The sequence below is a fragment of the Acidisoma sp. 7E03 genome, from assembly GCF_054665075.1.
Window position 1 is genome coordinate 532,167 of sequence record NZ_BAAFHE010000002.1, and the last position, 17,738, is coordinate 549,904.

Here is a 17,738-nt window from a genome sequence, read left to right on the forward strand (position 1 = left end):
ATGATGGTTTCTAGGCGAAGACTGAAGGCTTCATGATTCGACTACACAACGGTATTCGTCGCCAGCTCCTCCTCGCTTCGGCTCTGGTTGCTTGTCTCATCGGTCAGACGAGCCATGCCGAGGCGGCGTCGCATCACGCCAAGCACGCTTCGGCCAAGGCGACGCATCATGCGAAGCGCACGCATGTCGCGCATCGGACGACACATGCGTCCCGCCACTATGCCGCCCGCAGCCATGGCCGGCAGGCCGCCCACCGGGTCACCTGGCTGCAATGCGTGCCCTATGCCCGGCGGGTGTCCGGCATCGAGCTCAAGGGCGATGCCTATACCTGGTGGCGGCAAGCCGACGGGCGCTACGACCGCGGGCAGGCGCCCGAGCCTGGGGCCGTGCTGAGCTTCAAGCGCACGCGCGGCATGTGGCTCGGCCACGTCGCGGTGGTGACCGACACGGTGAGCCCACGGAAGATCCTGATCACCCAGGCGCATTGGCCGGCCCCCGGGCAGCGCCACGGGGATATTTCCAAGTCGGTCTCGGTGATCGACGTCTCGCCCGACAACGATTGGACGGCGGTTCGAGTCGAAATCGGCCATAGCGGCCGCTATGGTTCGGTCTATGAGACCAATGGCTTCATCTATGGCCGTCGCCCGGACGAGACGATGATGGCCGAGGCCTCCACCGCGCGTGACGCGGCGGCGACCGCGCTGGCCGGCACGGGTGGCTGGTCCCAGACGGTGCAGTTCGCCTCGGCGCCGAGCTTCGGCCCGACGGCGATTTCGGAATCGGCGCCGGATCGCTCGCTGCGCTAACCGGCGCAGCGTCATTGGCTCAGGCCCGGGCTGGACCGGGTTTGAGTCCGCGCGGAGGATAGGGCGGTGAAGATACCTCTGTCGGCGGCCATCGGCCTGCTGATGCTGGCCACGGCGCCCGCCCATGCGGCGGAGCATGTCGCGCGCTTCAAGGACTGGGCGGTGTCGAGCTACACCGCCAAGGGTCATCGCATCTGCTACAGCTTTACCCAGGCTCTCAGGACCCATCATGGCAAGGGTCGCTGCGGCGTCGCGGTTCTGGTGGTGACGCATGCGCCGCCGCGGCATGACCGTGTGGTGCTGAGCCCCTGCCAGCATTACGGCGCTGGACAGAAGGCCTTGACCATGGGGGTTGGCACCAAGCATCTCGGCTTCCACACGCGCGGCCAATATGCCTATGCCAATGAATCGGACGCCGCCATCGCTGCCTTCCGGCGCGGCATGAAGGCGCATGTGCCTGGGCCTGCTGGCAGCCGGGACGAGGTCTTCAGCCTACGCGGCTTTGCCGCCGCCTATGACGCCATGCGCAAGACCTGCGTGGGCTGAGGCCGCGGCATGCGGCAGGACGCGCAGTATCACGAGGCACGGCTCGTCGCCCTCTATGACCGGATGAACGGCGCCGATCACGACCACGCCTTCTACGAAACGCGCCTGGGCCCGGCGCCGCGGCGCGTGCTCGATCTCGGCTGTGGCACGGGGCTGCTCGCGCGCCGGCTGGCGCGGCTCGGCCATCAGGTGACGGGTCTCGACCCCGCGGCCGGCATGCTGGATTTCGGGCGCCGGACGCCGGACGGCGCGATGATCGACTGGCGCCACGGTACCATCGCGGCTCTGCCCGAGGCGATGCAGTTCGATACCGTCATCATGACCGGCCATGCCTTCCAGTGCCTCGTGACGGAGGCGGCGGTGGCGGAGACGATGGCGGCCGTTCGGCGTCACCTCCTGCCCGGCGGGCGCTTCATGTTCGAGAGCCGCAATCCGCTGGTACGGGAATGGGACGGCTGGACCCCGGAGGACGTCGACATCGTGACCGACGACCGCGGACTGCCGGTGCGGGTCTTCACGTCCATCGTTTCGGAAGAGCCAGGCCCGCGCGTGACCTTTCGCAATCATTTCGTCTTCCCGGAAGGTGAGGCATGGAGCGATTCGACGCTGCTCTTCCTCTCGCAGGAGGCGATCCTGCGCCATCTGCGCGCTGCGGGGTTCGAGGAGATCGCGGTCTATGGCGATTGGCACGGCCGCGATTTCACGGCGGCCAGTCCCGAGATCATCGTGATCGCGGGATAGAGCCTTCAGAGCTCGAAAGAAACGTCTTTTTAAAATCGTCATGCCCGGCCTTGAGCCGGGCATCTACCCAACTGAGTGCTCCGACAACGTACTGACTTCGCAACGGGTACAGCTGCGGGTGACGGTGACGGGGCCCCGCCAGCCACAGCGGACAAACCCTATCCCCCCAGCTCTTCCCGCAGCATTTCCAGTTCCAGCCAGCGTTCTTCGGCCGCGGCGAGTTCGGCTTCCGCGGTCGCCAGCTTTTCAGAGGCCGCCGCAAAGGCCTTCGCATCCTTGGCATAGAGTTCAGGATCGGCAAGCAGCGTCTGCAGCCTGGCGATTTCGCCTTGCAGCTTGGTCATCTGCCCGGGAAGTTTCTTCAACGCATCGACGTCCTTGAAGCTCATCTTGCGCGAGCCAGGCGTCGCGGCCGCCCTTTCGGTGGGCGCCGCCGCCTTCGCCGTCGTCGCCTGGGCCGCGCCACGCGCCGGCAGATCGGCCTGGCGTTGCGCCATCATGTCCGAATAGCCGCCGGCATAGCCGGTCCAGCGCCCGTCCCCTTCGGCGGCGAGCGTCGCGGTCACCACGCGGTCGAGGAAATCGCGGTCATGGCTCACCAGCAGCACCGTGCCCGCATATTCGGCCAGCATGTCCTGCAGCAGATCCAGCGTCTCGAAATCGAGATCGTTGGTCGGCTCGTCGAGGATGAGCAGGTTGGAGGGGCGGGCGAGGGCACAGGCCAGCAACAGCCGGCCGCGCTCGCCGCCCGACAGCGTGCCGACGGGCGTGCGCGCCTGTTCGGGCTTGAACATGAAGTCCTTCATATAGCCGATGACGTGGCGCTTCTCGGTGCCCACCTGCACCATCTCGCCATGCCCGTCGGTCAGCGTGTCGGCCAGGGTGCGCGCGGGATCGAGTGCTGCGCGCTGCTGGTCCAGCGTCACCATCTCCAGATTGGTGCCGATGCGGATGCTGCCGCGGTCAGGTTCGATCTGTCCGGTCAGCAGCTTGAGCAGTGTCGTCTTGCCGGCGCCGTTGGGGCCGACGATGCCGAGCCGATCACCCCGGATCACCCGCAGATCGAGATCCCGCACGATCGGCCGGTCATAGCTTTTGGACACGCCCTCGGCGACGAAGACGAGCTTGCCCGACCCTTCGGCCTCGCTCGCTGCCATCTTCGCGCCCGTCGCGATGGTCTGGCGGTCGCGATACTGTTGGCGCAGGGCGGCGAGTTCGCCGACGCGGCGGACGTTGCGCTTGCGCCGGGCGGTGACGCCATAGCGCATCCAGTCTTCCTCGCGCGCGATCTGCCGGGCGAGCTTGTGGTGCTCGGCCTCCTCCTGCGCCAAGAGCTCTTCGCGCCAGTCGTCATAGGCGGCAAAGCCGCGGTCGATGCGCCGGGTCGTGCCGCGGTCGAGCCAGACGAGGGAGCGGCCGAGATTGGTCAGCAGCCGCCGGTCATGGCTGATGAGCACGAGGCCGGCGCGCAGCCGCCCGAGTTCGCTTTCCAGCCATTCGATGGCCGGCAGGTCGAGATGGTTGGTCGGCTCGTCGAGCAGCAGCAGGTCGGGCTCGGGGGCCAGGGCGCGGGCGAGGGCGGCGCGGCGCGCTTCGCCGCCCGAGAGATGGGCTGGGCTTTCCTCCCCGGTGAGGCCGAGGGCGGCGAGCAGGCTGACGGCGCGGTAGGGGTCGTCGCCTGGGCCCATGCCGGCCTCGACATAGGCAAGGGTGCTGGCGAAGCCGGAAAGGTCCGGCTCCTGCGGCAGGTAGCGGATGGTGGCGCCGGGCTGGATGAAGCGCGTTCCTTGGTCCACCGGCAGTAGCCCGGCCGCGATCTTCAGTAGCGTCGATTTGCCGGAACCGTTGCGGCCGATGAGGCAGATGCGGTCCCCCGCACCGACGCCGAGCTCCGCCCCGCGCAGCAGCGGCGTGCTGCCGAGATTGACGTGAATGTCCTGGAGCATGAGCAGAGGAGGGGCCATGGCGGGCTTGTCGCCGATCCCGGCCGCCTCGCGCAAGCGGGGCGCCGGCGCAGCTGACCCGAGGCGCCGGGTGACGCTTCCTCCATGCGGGGCTGCCCTTGCTTGACAGGCCCACACCTTTCCGCGACATCGCCTCAGCGTCTTATGAGGTCAGAAACTCCTATGGCTCAGCGTAAAGCAGGCGGCTGGGGCGACAGCCTCAAGACGGTGATCTATGCCGCACTGATCGCGATCTTCATCAGAACGTTCCTCTACGAACCGTTCAATATCCCGTCCGGCAGCATGATCCCGACGCTGCTCGTCGGCGATTACCTGTTCGTCTCCAAGTTCAGCTACGGCTATTCCAAGTATTCCTTCCCCTTCTCGCCCAATCTCTTCCAGGGCCGCATCTTCGGCAGCCTGCCCAAGCGCGGTGATGTCGCCGTCTTCCGCCTGCCGCGGGACCCGAGCATCGACTACATCAAGCGTATCGTCGGCCTGCCGGGCGACAGCATTCAGATGATCCAGGGGCATCTCTACATCAACGGCAAGGAGCTGCCGCGCGACCCGGACGGCACCTACATGACCGAGGGCGACAATGACGGGCCGCCCATGCTGCTCAAGAAATACATCGAGACCATGCCGGACGGGCTGAAGCACCCCATCCTCAAGGCTTCCGATGACGGGCCGCTCGACAATACCCAGGTCTATCACGTGCCGCCGGGCTACGTTTTCGGCATGGGCGACAATCGCGACGACAGTCTCGACAGCCGGGTGCTGGATGCGGTGGGCTATATTCCCGTGCAGAATCTGGTGGGCAAGGCGGACTTCATCTTCTTTTCGATCGATGCCCGCTACCCCTGGTGGGAATTCTGGGAATGGCCGTTCGAGATCCGCTGGAGCCGCATCTTCCGTCCGATCCATTGACGTCTGAGCGTGCCGGCGGCGCGCCGCAGGGAAGGGCCGTTCCCCTGCCGGCCGCCGCCATCAGTGACGACACCTTGGCCGCGGCCGAAGCTCTGCTGGACCATCGCTTCGCCAACCCCCGCCTTCTCCAGGAAGCGCTGACCCACCGGTCGGCCGCCGGCAGTGGGTTTCTCTCCAACGAGCGGCTCGAATTCCTCGGCGACCGCGTGCTCGGCCTCAGCATGGCGCTCTGGCTCAGCGAGCAGTATCCGCGCGAGGCGGAAGGGGCGCTGGGCCGGCGCCTTGCCCATCTCGTTTCCCAGCCCGTCCTCGCCGAGATTGCCGAGACCCTCGGCCTGCCGGCCCTGCTGGCCGTCGCGCCTGGGGAGGCGCGCGCCGGCGTACGCCGCCGCGCCTCCGTCGTCGCCGATGCGGTGGAGGCGCTGCTCGGCGCGCTCTTTCTCGATGCCGGGCTGGACCCGGTGCACCGCTTCGTGCGCCAGCATTTCCTCGCCGCCATGAAGGCTGAGGCCGAGCCGCCCAAGGATGCGAAGACGGCGCTGCAGGAATGGGGCCAGGCGCGCGGTCTCGGCCTGCCCTCTTATGAGATCGCGGCACAGGAAGGCCCCTCGCACGCGCCGCGCTTCGTCATCCGCGTGAGCCTCGGCGGTGCGGCGGCGACCGGCGAGGCCGGCAACCGACGCGCGGCGGAGCAGGCGGCCGCGCAAACGTTGCTCGCCCGCATGAAGGAGGCTACGGACGGCGAAGCCGCCGCCCGCAAGACATCAGGACCGAAAAAGCCATGAGCACGCAGCCGACCGAGACCACCCGCTGCGGCTTCGTCGCCATCATCGGCGCACCGAACGCCGGCAAGTCGACGCTGCTGAACCGCATCGCTGGGGCGAAGCTCTCCATCGTCAGCCCCAAGGCGCAGACCACGCGCTTCCGCATCATGGGCATCCTCATGCAGGGCGCCTCGCAGATCCTGCTCGTCGATACGCCGGGCATCTTCAATCCGAAGCGCCGGCTCGACCGGGCGATGGTCAACGCCGCCTGGACCGGCATGCAGGATGCCGACCTCACCGTGCTGCTGGTGGATGCGAAGGCCGGGATATCCGAGCTGACCGATGCGATCATCCAGAAGCTCGCCGACAGCAAGCGCGCCGTATGGCTGGTGCTCAACAAGGTCGATCTGGTGGAGCCTGCGCGCCTGCTGCCGCTCATCGCCGAGATCAACAAGCGCATCCCCTGCACAGAGACCTTCATGGTGAGCGCGACCACGGGCGACGGTGTCGCCGAGCTGCGTGATGCGCTGGCGGCCGCCGTGCCGGAAGGCCCGCATCTCTATCCGGATGACGACCTCACCGATCTGCCGGACCGGCTGCTGGCGGCCGAGATCGTGCGCGAGCAGATCCTGCTGCAGACGCATCAGGAAGTGCCGCACGAAACCACGGTAGAGACCGAGAGCTTTCAGGAGCGGCGCGACGGCTCGGTGCGCATCGATGCCGTCATCACCGTCTCCCGCCCCGGGCACAAGGCCATCCTGATCGGCGCCGGCGGCGCGCGGATCAAGGAGATCGGCGCGCGCGCCCGCGTCGAACTTTCAAAGCTCTTCGACCGTCGCGTCCATCTCTTCCTCAACGTGAAGGAGCGGGCGGGGTGGGACGAGAAGACCCAGCATCTCCGCGCGCTCGGTCTCGACGACTGAGGCGCCGCCCGAACCCCTGACGGACTGGACTGCTCATGAGCCGCATCGCCTATGTCAATGGCCGCTACCTGCCGCTGGCGGCAGCCCGGGTTCGGGTCGAGGATCGCGGCTTCCTCTTCGGGGATGGGATTTACGAGGTCGTCTATGTCGCCCGCGGCCGGTTCATTGACGCGGAGAAGCATCTCGCGCGTCTCGAACGCTCGCTGGGCGAAACCCGCATCACCATGCCGATCGGCCGCCGCGCGCTTGAGGGTGTGCTGCGCGAGGTGATGGTGCGGAACCACATCCGCGAGAGCGGGCTGATCTATATCCAGGTGACGCGCGGAGCGGCACGGCGCGAGCATGTCTTCCCCAAGGCCGGCACGCGGCCGACCTTGGTGGTGACGGCGCGGGCACTGCCGCCTTTCCCGAAGGACGTGGATGCCTGGGCGACGGCGATCATCACCGGGCCCGACCAGCGCTGGGACCGCTGCGACATCAAGACGGTGAACCTGCTGCCCAATGTCCTGGCCAAGCAGGCGGCGAAGGACGCCGGTGCCTTCGAGACGGCCTTCATCGACGCCGAGGGCATGGTCACCGAATGCGCCTCCTCCAACATCTGGATCGTCGATGCTGCCGGCCGGCTGCGCACGCGGCCGCTGAGCCACGACATTCTGCCCGGCTGCACCCGCGCCGCACTGGCTGAGCTTCTGGCCGGGGAAGGGGTGACGCTCGAGGAACGCGCCTTCAGCGCGGAAGAGCTGCGCGCCGCGCGCGAAGTGTTCATCACCAGCGCCACGAGCTTCGTGCGCCCCATCACCCGCGTGGACGGTGCGGCGGTCGCCGATGGTGCGGTGGGTCCGGTCACCCGGCGGCTCTTCGCGGCCTTCAGCCGCCATGTTCTGGGCGGCTTGCCCAACGCTGCCTGAGCGCCGCAGGATAAGGCCGGCCCGAGGGCCGGATAGGGAAGGACGGTCCGTCATGAGCACGCTTCGCCGCTCGATCATTTTGCAGAGCCGCCCCAAGGGCGCGCCGACGCGGGAGAATTTCGCCCTCTCGGAGGAGGCGACGCCGCATCCCGGGCCGGGCGAGGTGCTGACGCGCACGCTCTGGCTCTCGCTCGATCCCTATATGCGCGGCCGCATGAGCGATGCCCCCTCCTACGCCGCGCCGATTGCGATCGGCGCGCCGATGACGGGGGAGACGGTGGGCGAGGTGGTGGAATCCGCCGATCCGCGTTTCGTGCCCGGAGACGTGGTGGCCGGCGCCTTCGGCTGGCAGAGCCACATCGTCACCCCGGGCGAGCGGCTGTTCAAGATCCCCAAGGGCGGCGCACCCTATTCCGCCTATCTCGGCGTGCTCGGCATGCCGGGAGCGACCGCCTATGCCGGCATGACCGAGATCGGCAAGCCGAAGAAGGGCGAGACGGTGGTGATCTCGGCCGCCTCCGGTGCAGTGGGCGCGGTCGCGGGGCAGATCGCCAAGCGCGCCGGTGCGCGCGTCATCGGCGTTGCCGGCAATGCCGACAAATGCCTCTACGTGCAGGAAACCCTCGGCTTCGATGACTGCATCGACCATCGCGCGGTGATGGACCTCGACGCAGCGCTCCGGGATGCCTGCCCGAACGGGATCGACGTCTATTTCGAGAATGTCGGAGGGGATCTGCAGGCGGCGGTCTTTCCGCTGCTGAACGACTTCGGCCGGATGATCATGTGCGGCATGGTCGCCGAGTACAACGATACGAAGCACCGGCCCGGTCCCAATCTGATGTCCGTCGTGAAGAAGCGTCTGCACATCGAAGGCTTCATCGTGACCGACCGGATGGCGCGGTTCGAGGAATGGCGGGCCATGGCGACCCCCTGGGTCATCGACGGCAGCCTGCATTTTCGCGAACATGTGGTGGACGGGCTGGAAAACGCGCCCGATGCTTTCATCGAACTGCTGCGCGGCCACAACTTCGGCAAGCTCGTGATCCGCGTCGCCGAACCCGCCAAGGGGGTCTGAGCCATGACGGAAGCCCTGAGCCCGCAGGATGCGGCCAAGCAGGCGGCGGCGGATGCCGCGGCGGCCCTCGTGCAGGACGGCATGCTGGTGGGCCTGGGCTCCGGCACCACGCTGCGCCGCTTCGTGCGCAGCCTCGGCCTGCGCTGCCAGGCAGGGCTGAAGATCACCGGCGTGCCGACCTCCGAGACGACCAAGGCGCTGGCCATCGAGGTCGGCGTGCCGGTGGCGGACCTGAACGAGGTCGGCGAACTCGACCTCGTGCTGGATGGCGCCGACGAGATTGACCCGCAGGGCCAGATGATCAAGGGCGGCGGCGGCAATCTGCTGTGGGAGAAGATCGTGGCGACGGCGGGCAGCCGCTTCGTTGCCGTCATCGACGACAGCAAGACCAAGGCGACGCTGGGCGCGTTTCCCCTGCCGGTGGAGGTGGTGCGCTTCGGCTGGCGCGCGACGGAGCGGCTGGTGCGCGGCCTGCTGGTGGAGAGCGGTTACCTGGAAGCGGCGATTACGCTGCGTGGCGGGATCGATTCACCTTTTGTTACGGACAGCGGGCATTACATCCTGGACTGCGCACTCGGGCGTATCGAGCATCCCGAAGCGCTAGCGATTGCCTTGAACCGTATTCCGGGCGTGGTCGAAAACGGGCTGTTCATCGATATCGCCCGCTCCGCGATCATAGGCCAGCCGGACGGCACGGTGCGGACGATCGTCTACGAATGAGCGGCGCAGGAGCCTGAGCAGGCGCCTTCTCCGCGATCGCCTGCGGGGGAAGGGTCGTCAGCGTGCCGCAATTCAATCTCGATCAATTCGTAAAGGCGCAAGCGCCGGTCTACGACCAGGTGGTGCGGGAGTTGCGGGCTGGGCGCAAACAGACGCACTGGATGTGGTTCATCTTCCCACAGCTTGTGGGCCTCGGCAGTAGCCTGATGTCGAAGCAGTTCGGCATCCCCGGCCTGAATGAAGCGCGGGATTATCTGAGCCATCCCATCCTTGGCCGGCGCCTGCTGGAATGCACGCGGATCGTCAACCGGTTGGGCGAGCGCTCACCGCTCTCGATCTTCGGCAATCCCGACGACATGAAGTTCCATTCCTCGATGACCCTGTTCGATCGCGCCCATCCCAGCACCAGCTTCAGGGAGGCGCTGGATACCTTCTTTCACGGTCGTGGCGACCCCCGCACCCTGGAATTGTTGCAGCGCGCGCGGGTCATCCGGCCTGGGGGAGGCTAGTCTCGGCGCTTGCGCGCCGTGACTTCGATTTCGATCTTCATGCGCGGATCGACGAGCCCGGCCACGATCGCCATCGATGCGGGCCGAACCTCTCCGAAATAGCGGCGCAGAACGGGCCAGCAGGCCGGGAAGTCGGCCCCGTTCGGCAGCACGTAATTGGCGCGTACGACGTCAGCGAGGCTTGCCCCTGCCTCGCCCAGAGCCGCGGCGATGTTCTTCAGCGTCTGCTCCGTCTGTTCGGCGACGTCCTCCGAGATCGTCATCGTCGCATAATCGAAGCCGGTGGTGCCGGAGACGAAAATCCAGTCGTCCACCACTACGGCGCGGGAATAGCCGATCTCGGCCTCGAAGGGGGAGCCGGAGGAAATCAGGCGGCGCATGGGAAGCCTCTCTCGGTGCGACGGGCCGCCGGCCTATCCGGTGGCCCACCGCGATCCTATGGCAAGCCCGGGTGCCGCGACAGCCGCGCGAGACGGCCTCATGGCCCGGTGCGCGTTCCAGAGACGGGGGAGGACCGGCGTCTCGCGCCCGCGAGGCCAAAGAGGCCGAGGAGGCCGACCAGACCCCACCAGCCACCGCCACCGGTGGGGCTTGCGGCGGCCGCTGCGCTGACGCCTGCGTCACCCGTGCCACTGCCGGGCGCGGCATTCGCCGAAGGCGCGGCCCCTGCGGCCGTGCCGGCATCCGTGCCCCCAGGCGTGCCGCCGCCCATGCCGACCGACCCGGTGCCGCCTGCCCCAGTGCCCACGCCGGAGCCGCTGCCGGCGCCGCCACCACCCGCTTGCGCAAATTGTTGACCGGCCAAGCGTCCCTGTGCATGGCCGCCGGGGACGGCGGCGAAGACGGGCGCGGCACCCAGGCTCACCCCCAGGGCGGCGGCCAGCGCGCAGGTCCGCAGGGACGCGGCCGGCGCATTCAGATGCATCATCATCTTGTTCTTGGTCGTCATGATCATGAAAATCTCCCTCGTCACTATTCGAAAGGTCGCCAGATGAGGGCGGAAATTCAATCGGAACCGAGTCCCGATGTCTTGAGACGCTCTGGCTGGCGATCAAGAAAGGATGAGACGGCGCCGGTCGCTTCCCGTGCCGTCAGAGTGCGCGCGCGTGCCGCGGGCTTTCGGCCGGCTGCTTGAGGTAGCCGTCGAAAAGGGCCGCCACGTTGCGCACGAAACTTCGGCCGCGCCCGGTGATGGTGAGGCGCCGGCCGTCCCACTCCACCAGACCGTCGGCGGCGAAGGTGGCGAGCGATCCTGCGTCCTGCAGCAAAGGGCTGGGGCTCATTCCCATCTCTGCGGCCTCCGCCACCAGATCGACGCTTTGGCCGCACATGATCGCTTCGATCACCTGTCGGCGCAGCCGGTCATCCGCGGTAAGCGCAACGCCCCGCGCGGTTGCCAGCCACTGCTTCTGCAGCGCAGCGGCATAGGCCACAGGCTGTGTCGCATTCTGCACATAGCCCTGCGGCAGGCTGCCGATGGCGCTGGCGCCGAGGCCGATCAGCACGGGCGCCGTATCCGTCGTGTAGCCTTGAAAGCCGCGGCGCAACTGTCCCTCGGCCATCGCGCGTGCCATGGAATCCTGCGGCAGGGCGAAGTGATCGAGCCCGACGGGCAGGTAGCCGCCTTCCTCTTCCAGGATCTGGCGGATCGCGGCCTCTTGCGCCAGGCGGGCGGTGGCCCCCGGCAGGCTGGTCTCCGGGATCAACGCCTGATGCTTCTTCATCCAGGGCACGTGGGCATAGCCGAAGACGGCGGCGCGTTCGGCACCGAGGCCGATCGCCTGGCGCGCCGTGCGGATGACGGAGCCTTCCGTCTGTCGCGGCAGCCCGTAGATGAGATCGAGGTTGATGGAGCCCACGCCGATGCGGCGCAGCCCGGCGATCGCGGCCGCCGTCTCCTCGAAGCTCTGCTGGCGGCCGATCGCCGCCTGCACACCCTCGTCAAAATCCTGCACACCGACGGAGGCGCGGTTGACGCCCATCTGCCGCATGGCGGCGAGGCAGGCTTCGCTCAGCGTCGTCGGGTCAACCTCGATGGCGACCTCCGCATCTGGGGCAACCGCGAAGCGCTGGCGGATATGCGCCATGATCGTCGTCAGGCAATCGGGCGGCATGGCGGTCGGCGTTCCGCCGCCCCAGTGGATCTGCCGCACCTCCACCCGGCGGCCGATGAGCGCCGTCACCGTCTCGATCTCGGCCATCAGCTGGGTGGCATAGGCGCGTTTCGGCGCCTCGCGCCGCATCACCGCCGTGTTACAACCGCAATAGAGGCACAGCCGCTCGCAGAAGGGCACGTGCAGATAGAGCGAGACGGATTGCCCCTCGGGCAGGGCGGCCAGCCATTCGGCATAGGTCTCGGCGCCGATACCGGGGTGGAAATGCGGCGCCGTCGGATAGCTCGTGTAGCGCGGCACCCGCCCGTCATAGCGGGCGATGAGGTCGGGCGGGGCGGCGGGCTGCGGCATCATGCGGGAAGGATCGCATGCGTCCGGTGGCCCGCGCCTTGATCGGGATCAAGGCGCGGGCATCAGCCCGCTTCGCCCGGATTTTCCGGCCAATCGTGCTTGGGGTAGCGGCCGCGCATGTCGCGCCGCGCATCCGCCCAGGCGCCTTGCCAGAAGCCGGCAATGTCCGCCGTCAGGGCGATCGGCCGCCCGGCCGGGGAGAGCAGGGCGAGGCGCAGGGGCACGCGGCCGCCGGCAAGCTTTGGCGTCTCCTTCAGTCCGTAGAAATGCTGGGCGCGGGCGGCCGCGATCGGCACCGGCTCGCTGTAATCGACCGCCGCCCGTCCGCCGGGCAGTGCGAGATGGGTCGGCAGCTCCCGGTCTAGCCGGCTCCTCAGAGACCAGTCCAGCCGGTCAAGCAGCAGGCTGGCGAGATCGAGGGAGGCGAGGTCGGCGAGGCGCGTGAGGCCGTGCAGATGCGGGGTAAGCCAGTCGTCGAGGTGCGCAAGCAAGCTCTGGTCGTCGCTCGCGGGCCAGACCTCCGGCTCCAGGCCGTGCATCAGTCCGAGCCGCGCCTGGATGCCGCGGGCCGCGTCGGTCCAGGGCAGGCGGCTCGGGTCCCTGCGGATCGCCTCCCGCAAGGCCTCCGCCGCTTCCGTCGCATCCGGTGGTCCCGAGCGGTCTTCCAGCACCAGGGCGCCGAGCCGGCGGCGTCGGCGGGCGAGGATGCTGCCGGTAACGGGATCGAGGCTGGTCTCCACCGTCTCCGTCACCCGGGCGGCCAGATGCGCGGGGAGAGCCGTGGGGTCCAGCGGCGCGGCCAGGCGGATGCGGGCCGAGGTCTTCATTTCGAGTGCAGCAACGGCCAGCAGCCCGGCGCGGGCCAGCGTGTCGGCGGCCGGCAGCTTGGCGCCACCGCCGCCCGAGAGGCGGAAGCTGCCCGGCTCGCTGCGGCGTTGGGCCAGCCGGTCGGGGAAGGCCGTCGCGATCAGCGGTGCCGGGTCCCCGGCCGCGACCGCATCGCCGCGCAGGCCGAGCCGGGCGCGATACTGCCGCGCGCCCTGGCGGATGCGGTGCAGGGTGCCGCGGTCGATCTCGGCGCCGCTCCGTTCGGCCAGCGCCTCCAGCCGCAGGGTGACGTCGGCCGGCGCGTCCGGCCCGCCGCGCAGCGGGTCGCGCTCCTCCAACAGCGCCGCGAGATCGCAGGCGAGAGCCCGCTCGGTCGGGCTTTCGGCGGCCAGCATCATGGCGGCGAGGCGCGGATGCGCGCCGAGCGCGCTCATCCGCTGGCCGAGCGTCGTGACGGTGCCATCAGGCGCGAGGGCGCCGAGATCGGTGAGCAGTGCACGGGCAGCCGCGAGCGCGCCTTCCGGCGGCGCATCGGGGAAGGGGAGAGCCGCCGGCGGGGTGCCCCAGGCCGCACAATCCAGCACGAGGCCCGCAAGCTCTGCCTCCAGGATTTCCGGCCGGTCGTAGGGGCGCATCCCGCGATGGGTCGCCGTCGTCCACAGGCGAATGGCGAGGCCCGGCGCCTCGCGTCCGGCGCGTCCGGCGCGCTGATCGGCCGCGGCGCGGCTGATCCGCTCAGTGGTGAGACGCGTGAGGCCGCTCGTACCATCGAGCCGGGGCGTGCGGCGATAGCCGCCATCGATGACGATGCGCACGCCCGGCACCGTCAGCGAGGTTTCGGCGATCGAGGTCGCGAGCACCACGCGCCGCCCCTCGGCGGGGCGGAGCGCGAGTTCCTGGGCGGCCGGGGGCAGGTCGCCATGCAGCGGCAGCACGCGCGCGGCGACACCGGCCAGGGCCGCTTCCGTCCGGCGGATTTCGCCCATGCCCGGCAGGAAGGCCAGGATGTCCCCCTCCGCCTCGGCCAGTGCCGCACGGATGGCGCGCGCCATGGCGTCCGGCAGGTCGCGCGGCTGGGCGATGTCCCGCTTCTCGTGCCGGATCTCCACCGGATGCATGCGGCCCGCACTCTCCACGACCGGTGCTGCCATCAGCTCCGACAGCCGGGCGCCGTCCAGCGTGGCCGACATGGCGAGCAGCCGCAGATCGGGCCGCAGCAGGCGCTGGGCGTCGAGGCAGAGCGCCAAGGCGAGATCGGCCTCCAGCGAGCGTTCGTGAATTTCGTCCAAAATGACGGCGGAGATGCCATCGAGGCCGGGATCGCCGATCAGCCGGCGGACGAGGAGGCCGGTGGTCACCACTTCGATGCGCGTGGCCGCCGAGACCGCGCTTTCGATGCGCGTGCGGAAGCCCACGGTCTGGCCCATGGGCTCGCCGATCAGGGTCGCCATGCGCTGGGCGGCGGCGCGGGCCGCGAGGCGCCGCGGCTCGAGCATGACGATGCGGCCGGTGGTCCAGTCTCCGCGCTGCAGCAGGGCGAGCGGCACCGTCGTGGTCTTGCCGGCGCCCGGGGGCGCCACCAGCACGGCATTGGGGCCTTCGGCGAGATGCGCGAGCAGCCGGGGCAGGGCCTCGGCGACGGGCAGGGTCGGGCTGGGATCGTTAGGCAAACGAGGCGTTCCGGTTTCGGGGGCACCGGCATTCTACCGTAACCCTGGAGGCTGCGGCTGCAGGCCGCTAAAAGAGGTGCATGACACATTCCGGCCGCCCGGCGAAATTCCCTCTCGGCGCATGGCTCGTCCTGGGGGCGATGCTCGTCTTGGGCCTGGTGCCGCGTGCGGTGCAGGCCGCGCAAAGCCTGCCGGCGACGACGCTGAACAACGAGGTCAGCCTGGTGTCGGACGTCGATGCCGTGGCGCCGGGCCAACCCTTCCGCATCGGCCTGCTCTTCGACCTCGGGCAGAAGTGGCACATCTACTGGGCCAATCCCGGAGATGCGGGGGCTGCGCCGCAAATGGCGGTGACCTTGCCCGAGGGCGGTACGGCCGGTCCGATCCAATGGCCGACCCCGAAGGTCATCAACGACGGGCCGGTGACGAGCTACGGCTATACCCGCAAGATGGAGCCGGTGCTGCTACCGCTCACCGTCACGCCGCCCAAGGACCTCAGGGGAAGCACCTACCATCTGCAGGTTGCGGCCCAGTGGCTGGTCTGCAAGGACATCTGCGTGCCGGGCAGCGCCACCTTCTCCCTGGCTCTGCCGGTAAAGGCGCAGCCCGCGCTGGCTCCGCAGGCTGCGCTGTTCAAGGCGGCCGAGAAGCGGATGCCTCTCTCCCGCCCCTGGAAGGGCTGGATCGAGCCGGACGGCAAGCTCAGCGTCGACGGCGCCGAAGCCTTTTCCGGCACCGTCGCCTCCGCCTATTTCTTTCCGAACGCACCGGGGCAGATCAACCCCGACTATTACCAGCCGCTGCGGCTCGATCACGGTCGGCTGATCCTGCGCCTGCATCCCGATTCTGCCTTCCAGCCGCAGGCGCCCCTCGCGGGGCTGCTGGCGCTGACGGCGCCGGATGGGACGGAGACGGCGGCCGCGATCACCGCCCAGCCCGGCATTCCCCCGGTACGGATACCGGATCATGCGCTGTGGTCCATGCTGCTCGCAACCGTCACCTCGGCCCGCTATCTCACCCTGGTGGGGGCCGCCTTCCTGGGCGGGCTGATCCTCAACCTCATGCCCTGCGTCTTCCCTGTTCTCGCGATGAAGGCCGCGCACCTGGCGCAGCATGCGCATGGGGCGGAAGCGCGTAACCGCCGCCTCGGCCTCTCCTATGGTCTCGGGGTGGTGCTGAGCTTCCTGCTGCTCGGCTGCCTGCTCTTCGGCCTCCGTCAAGCCGGCATCGCCGCCGGCTGGGGGTTCCAGTTCCAGTCGCCGGTCTTCGTGCTGGCCATCACCTGGCTGCTCTTCGCCGTCGGCCTCTCCTTCTCGGGCGCCATCGCCATCGGCAGCCGCTGGATCGGGCTCGGTCAGGGGTTGACCACGGGCGGCGGCGCGACGGGCAGCTTCTTCAGCGGCGTGCTGGCGGCGGTGGTCGCGACGCCCTGCACGGCCCCCTTCATGGGGGCGGCGCTAGCCGCGGCCCTGGCCGGGCCGCCACTGCCCGGGCTGCTGATCTTCCTGGCCCTGGGTGTGGGCCTCGCCTTGCCCATGGTCGTGCTGAGCCTGACCCCGGCCATCGGCCGCATTCTGCCGCGGCCGGGCCGCTGGATGCAGGTGTTGCACCAGGCGCTCGCCTTTCCGATCTACGCGACGGTGCTGTGGCTGGTCTGGGTCGCCTCCCAGGAGGGTGGGCCCTCCCTTCTGCTCGCCCTCGGCGGCGGCCTGCTGCTGATCGCCTTCGCGGCCTGGCTCTCCCAGCTCGGCGGCCGGATCGCGGCGGGTCTCGCTGCCGTCGCCCTGGTCGCGCTGCCCGCGATCCTGTGGACGGCGCAGGATCTGCGGGGGGGCGCGGCGGCGCAGGGACCGGCGACGGCCGAAGCCTTCTCCATCCCGCGTCTGGCCGAGCTACGGGGCGAGGGCAAGCCGATCTTCGTCAACCTGACCGCGGCCTGGTGCGTCACCTGCCTCGTCAACAACCGGGTGGCGCTGGACCGGGCGGACGTGCAGCGCGGCTTTCAGCGCGAAGGCGTTACCTATCTCGTGGGGGACTGGACCAATGCCGACCCCGCGATCACCGCCTATCTCAAGGCGCATGGGCGGGATGGCGTGCCGCTCTACGTCTATTATCCGCCACGCGGCGCCCCGGCGGTGACGCTGCCGCAGCTTCTCACCCCAGGGCTCGTCCTACGGACGATCGGCGCGACGGCGGATGGCGCGGCGGCTTCCTCAGGCCAGCTCGCGAGCACCGGGCGAGGCGGCTGAGCGCGCCTCGGCCTCAGCCGAGAGAATGGGGTGGCATCCGGCAGTCGGCCGGCGGCATCGGGCCGGTATAGCGGGACCAGAAGCGGGTGGCGCCGAGCATGGGCAGCAGAAAATAGCCGCGCAGGCGCAGCTGGTCCTGTGACATCAGGCGCACCTTGGCGCTGTAGCTGTGGCCGCTCTGCGGATTGACGATGCTGCCCATCCAGGCGCGCGTGCGCGGGTGCAGGTTGCGGATGAAGACGAAGCGGCATTGGGACTTGTGGTCCCAGGTCTGCGGCAGGGGATCGCCCGGATGGTCCATGGGAAAGCCGACCAGGGCCCCGCACAGCGTGTTCTCGCCGCAATGGTAGATCTGCACCACGGCCTGATCGCGGCCAGTGGACCACAGGCCGCTCGGATCCGGCGGCGCGGCCGCGGCGGGCCGCGCCAGCGCCGCGAGGGTCAGGAGGCCAAGCCCGAGACTGAACAGCTTCTGCATGCGGCCGAAACTAACACGGCGTCACCGGGGCGCGTCCAGCCTCCCGGCTGCCCCGTTCACGCCGCGCGGGCGAGGCTGTGCGAGAGTGCCTCCATCGCGTTTTGGACGCGGGCGGTTTGGTCTGGGGTGAGGCGGAGGCCGAGCTTGGAGCGGCGCCAGAGGACGTCGTCTGCGGAGCGGGCCCAT

At 69.0% G+C, this 17,738-nt stretch carries 17 protein-coding genes; 11 read left to right on the forward strand and 6 right to left on the reverse strand.

All coding sequences use genetic code 11. From position 1 onward, the window contains the following. The first annotated feature begins 32 nt into the window (after positions 1–32). The 3 genes from ACYQ6W_RS05370 to ACYQ6W_RS05380 all read left to right on the forward strand — a co-directional run bounded on the left by ACYQ6W_RS05370 (position 33) and on the right by ACYQ6W_RS05380 (position 2,093). Positions 33–806 (forward strand): CHAP domain-containing protein, encoded by a 774-nt coding sequence (locus tag ACYQ6W_RS05370; RefSeq protein WP_459674018.1) that lies wholly within the window; start codon positions 33–35, stop codon positions 804–806. A gap of 66 nt (positions 807–872) precedes the next feature. Continuing rightward, the gene (locus ACYQ6W_RS05375) at positions 873–1,352 is read left to right on the forward strand and encodes an invasion associated locus B family protein (RefSeq protein WP_459674020.1); all 480 of its coding nucleotides are present in this window, start codon (positions 873–875) and stop codon (positions 1,350–1,352) included. Between the two features lie 9 nt (positions 1,353–1,361). Further along, complete coding sequence (locus tag ACYQ6W_RS05380; RefSeq protein ID WP_459674021.1) at positions 1,362–2,093, forward strand: class I SAM-dependent methyltransferase; 732 nt, start codon at positions 1,362–1,364, stop codon at positions 2,091–2,093. A gap of 158 nt (positions 2,094–2,251) precedes the next feature. Here ACYQ6W_RS05380 and ACYQ6W_RS05385 read toward each other — a convergent pair whose 3' ends face one another. Continuing rightward, on the reverse strand, positions 2,252–4,057 hold the full coding sequence (locus ACYQ6W_RS05385) for an ABC-F family ATP-binding cassette domain-containing protein (protein ID WP_459674057.1): 1,806 nt from the start codon (positions 4,055–4,057) through the stop codon (positions 2,252–2,254). Between the two features lie 162 nt (positions 4,058–4,219). Here ACYQ6W_RS05385 and lepB point away from each other — a divergent pair, with 162 nt between their 5' ends. The 7 genes from lepB to ACYQ6W_RS05420 all read left to right on the forward strand — a co-directional run bounded on the left by lepB (position 4,220) and on the right by ACYQ6W_RS05420 (position 9,862). Further along, positions 4,220–4,963 carry a signal peptidase I gene (gene lepB / locus ACYQ6W_RS05390; protein ID WP_459674022.1) on the forward strand — a complete coding sequence of 248 codons (744 nt, stop codon included), beginning with the start codon at positions 4,220–4,222 and terminating at the stop codon, positions 4,961–4,963. Further along, positions 4,915–5,748: a ribonuclease III gene (gene rnc / locus ACYQ6W_RS05395; RefSeq protein WP_459674023.1), complete on the forward strand. Its 834-nt coding sequence runs from the start codon at positions 4,915–4,917 to the stop codon at positions 5,746–5,748. The genes lepB and rnc overlap by 49 nt, the downstream gene beginning before the upstream one ends. Further along, a complete protein-coding gene (era, locus tag ACYQ6W_RS05400) occupies positions 5,745–6,650 on the forward strand; it encodes a GTPase Era (RefSeq protein WP_459674024.1) in 906 nt (301 codons plus the stop codon). Before rnc ends, era begins: the two co-directional genes overlap by 4 nt. Positions 6,651–6,685: 35 nt before the next feature. Next, complete coding sequence (locus ACYQ6W_RS05405) at positions 6,686–7,558, forward strand: D-amino-acid transaminase (protein ID WP_459674025.1); 873 nt, start codon at positions 6,686–6,688, stop codon at positions 7,556–7,558. Positions 7,559–7,610: 52 nt separating this feature from the next. Then, positions 7,611–8,633: an NADP-dependent oxidoreductase gene (locus ACYQ6W_RS05410; RefSeq protein WP_459674026.1), complete on the forward strand. Its 1,023-nt coding sequence runs from the start codon at positions 7,611–7,613 to the stop codon at positions 8,631–8,633. Positions 8,634–8,636: 3 nt separating this feature from the next. Further along, positions 8,637–9,353, forward strand: coding sequence for a ribose-5-phosphate isomerase RpiA (gene rpiA / locus ACYQ6W_RS05415; protein ID WP_459674027.1), 717 nt, complete (start codon positions 8,637–8,639; stop codon positions 9,351–9,353). 62 nt (positions 9,354–9,415) lie between these two features. Continuing rightward, on the forward strand, positions 9,416–9,862 hold the full coding sequence (locus tag ACYQ6W_RS05420; protein ID WP_459674028.1) for a DUF1810 domain-containing protein: 447 nt from the start codon (positions 9,416–9,418) through the stop codon (positions 9,860–9,862). On the opposite strand, the gene ACYQ6W_RS05425 is transcribed toward ACYQ6W_RS05420, so the two are convergent. The 4 genes from ACYQ6W_RS05425 to hrpB form a co-directional block, all read right to left on the reverse strand. Further along, a complete protein-coding gene (locus ACYQ6W_RS05425; RefSeq protein WP_459674029.1) occupies positions 9,859–10,242 on the reverse strand; it encodes a RidA family protein in 384 nt (127 codons plus the stop codon). The two genes, ACYQ6W_RS05420 and ACYQ6W_RS05425, sit on opposite strands and share 4 nt — an antisense overlap. A 98-nt stretch (positions 10,243–10,340) precedes the next feature. Continuing rightward, the gene (locus ACYQ6W_RS05430) at positions 10,341–10,817 is read right to left on the reverse strand and encodes a hypothetical protein (RefSeq protein ID WP_459674031.1); all 477 of its coding nucleotides are present in this window, start codon (positions 10,815–10,817) and stop codon (positions 10,341–10,343) included. Between the two features lie 136 nt (positions 10,818–10,953). Then, positions 10,954–12,330, reverse strand: a complete 1,377-nt coding sequence (hemN, locus tag ACYQ6W_RS05435) for an oxygen-independent coproporphyrinogen III oxidase (RefSeq protein ID WP_459674032.1) — start codon at positions 12,328–12,330, stop codon at positions 10,954–10,956. A gap of 59 nt (positions 12,331–12,389) precedes the next feature. After that, a complete protein-coding gene (hrpB, locus tag ACYQ6W_RS05440) occupies positions 12,390–14,825 on the reverse strand; it encodes an ATP-dependent helicase HrpB (RefSeq protein ID WP_459674033.1) in 2,436 nt (811 codons plus the stop codon). Between the two features lie 80 nt (positions 14,826–14,905). Here hrpB and ACYQ6W_RS05445 point away from each other — a divergent pair, with 80 nt between their 5' ends. After that, positions 14,906–17,074 carry a protein-disulfide reductase DsbD family protein gene (locus tag ACYQ6W_RS05445; RefSeq protein ID WP_459674034.1) on the forward strand — a complete coding sequence of 723 codons (2,169 nt, stop codon included), beginning with the start codon at positions 14,906–14,908 and terminating at the stop codon, positions 17,072–17,074. 13 nt (positions 17,075–17,087) lie between these two features. Here the strand turns inward: ACYQ6W_RS05445 and ACYQ6W_RS05450 are convergent, their stop codons facing one another. Continuing rightward, on the reverse strand, positions 17,088–17,552 hold the full coding sequence (locus ACYQ6W_RS05450; protein WP_459674036.1) for a DUF2147 domain-containing protein: 465 nt from the start codon (positions 17,550–17,552) through the stop codon (positions 17,088–17,090). Between the last annotated feature and the right edge of the window lie 186 nt (positions 17,553–17,738).